This window comes from Xanthovirga aplysinae (genome assembly GCF_009711365.1).
GTDB classification, from domain to species: domain Bacteria; phylum Bacteroidota; class Bacteroidia; order Cytophagales; family Cyclobacteriaceae; genus Xanthovirga; species Xanthovirga aplysinae.
The window spans coordinates 1-1,367 of the sequence record NZ_SMMB01000388.1 but is presented as its reverse complement, the minus strand read 5'-3'; the positions used below and the strand labels follow the sequence as shown (position 1 = coordinate 1,367).

Sequence of the window (1,367 nt, the reverse complement as noted above, 5' to 3'; positions counted from 1 at the left end):
AAGTTTCCTAGCACATAATTCGCTATTTTTTCTTGAAAGTTCACTCAGTTTACATGCAGTTTATATATTGACACACAACGGCTCGGCTGGCTGCTATGCTTTTTGAGCGTCGGTTTTTGCTCGTTAGCAAAGGATGGCAGCTCGCCATTGTTGGCAACTGGCTTTATTTTTTTAATGTTCCATCATCGTTTATAAATTTAAATCGATGATTTTGGTTAATGATTTGTCCTCCTTGTTTCATAAACGTTCCGAACATTCCTCTCCAATCTTCAGTATCTGATTCATTATTTGTATCCCATCTTATAATTCCACAAAAGTCTGGTTTATCAGATTTAGACTTAATAACAACTCCATATGCTCCATTTAAAAAAACTTTTGTTCCGTATACAAAATCGTGGTTTCTCTTCCATTTATCAACTCGATTAAATATTCGGTTGCCTAATTCAAATCCGTCCATATTTGTTAGGTCATCCCAATCACAAGTTGGAGCAAACCAATGCCAAATTTGAGTAAAATCAGGAACATTGTCATGCTCAAGTTCATAAATTTCTTCTACAAGGGTTTTATGAAATTCCTCTGCTGAAAGAAAGTTATTGGAATATCCAACTTTGAATTCAGACAATAACTTTTCCGCCCTATGCAAGTCAGCAATTAATTCAGATAACTCCCATTTTTTCCAATATTCTATTTTTGAAAGTTCCTTGTTTTTTTTCTTAAATAGTCGGTTGAAAATCATTCTTTCTGCTTGTTGCTAACGTTGGGCTGGCTGCTGTGCTTTCTAGCGTTGGCTTTTACGCGCTGGCAAAGCATGGCAGCTCGCCATTGTTGCCAGTAGTTATTTATCTAGTTATTGTATAATTCGACTTACCTTTTTCTAACAATGACATTAACCCAAAACCTTGTCTAGTGTAAAAGTTAAATGTTGAATCTCCTAAAATTACTTTTATAGTTTGATAATTGCCAGCTACCTTAATCTGATCGTTAGCCTTTTCTAGCTCAAAATTGAGTTTAGCTACAAAATCAGTTTTTGTAAAAATAAAAGTTGTGTCAGATTCACTTCCGAAAGCTTGGTTATTTATGTGAGTATCGATTTGAACTTCATCATTTTCAAGGCCAATATTTGAATTTACAATGTACCTGCCATTATGACTATTCGTAATTTCAATGTCGAAAGGTTCTTTGTATTTCTCTATTTGTTGCCGTATCAGTTTGACTGGTTCCGCTATTGTTTTAGAATAATCCGGTAATAATGATTTTTGAGACTTACAAGAAGTCAAAACCAAAAACCAGAGTATTAGTTTTAGTATTGTTTTCATACCTAATTACTGGCAACGTTGGGCTGGCTGCTGTGCTTTTTAGCGTCGGAT

General features: G+C 34.7%; 2 protein-coding genes. Both read right to left on the bottom strand.

Features of this window, described 5'->3' with window-relative positions; all coding sequences use genetic code 11:
• Positions 1-163: 163 nt before the first annotated feature.
• On the bottom strand, positions 164-736 hold the full coding sequence (locus E1171_RS01325) for a hypothetical protein (protein ID WP_155203324.1): 573 nt from the start codon (positions 734-736) through the stop codon (positions 164-166).
• Positions 737-839: 103 nt separating this feature from the next.
• Positions 840-1,283: a hypothetical protein gene (locus E1171_RS01320; protein WP_222931325.1), complete on the bottom strand. Its 444-nt coding sequence runs from the start codon at positions 1,281-1,283 to the stop codon at positions 840-842.
• Positions 1,284-1,367 lie beyond the last annotated feature (84 nt).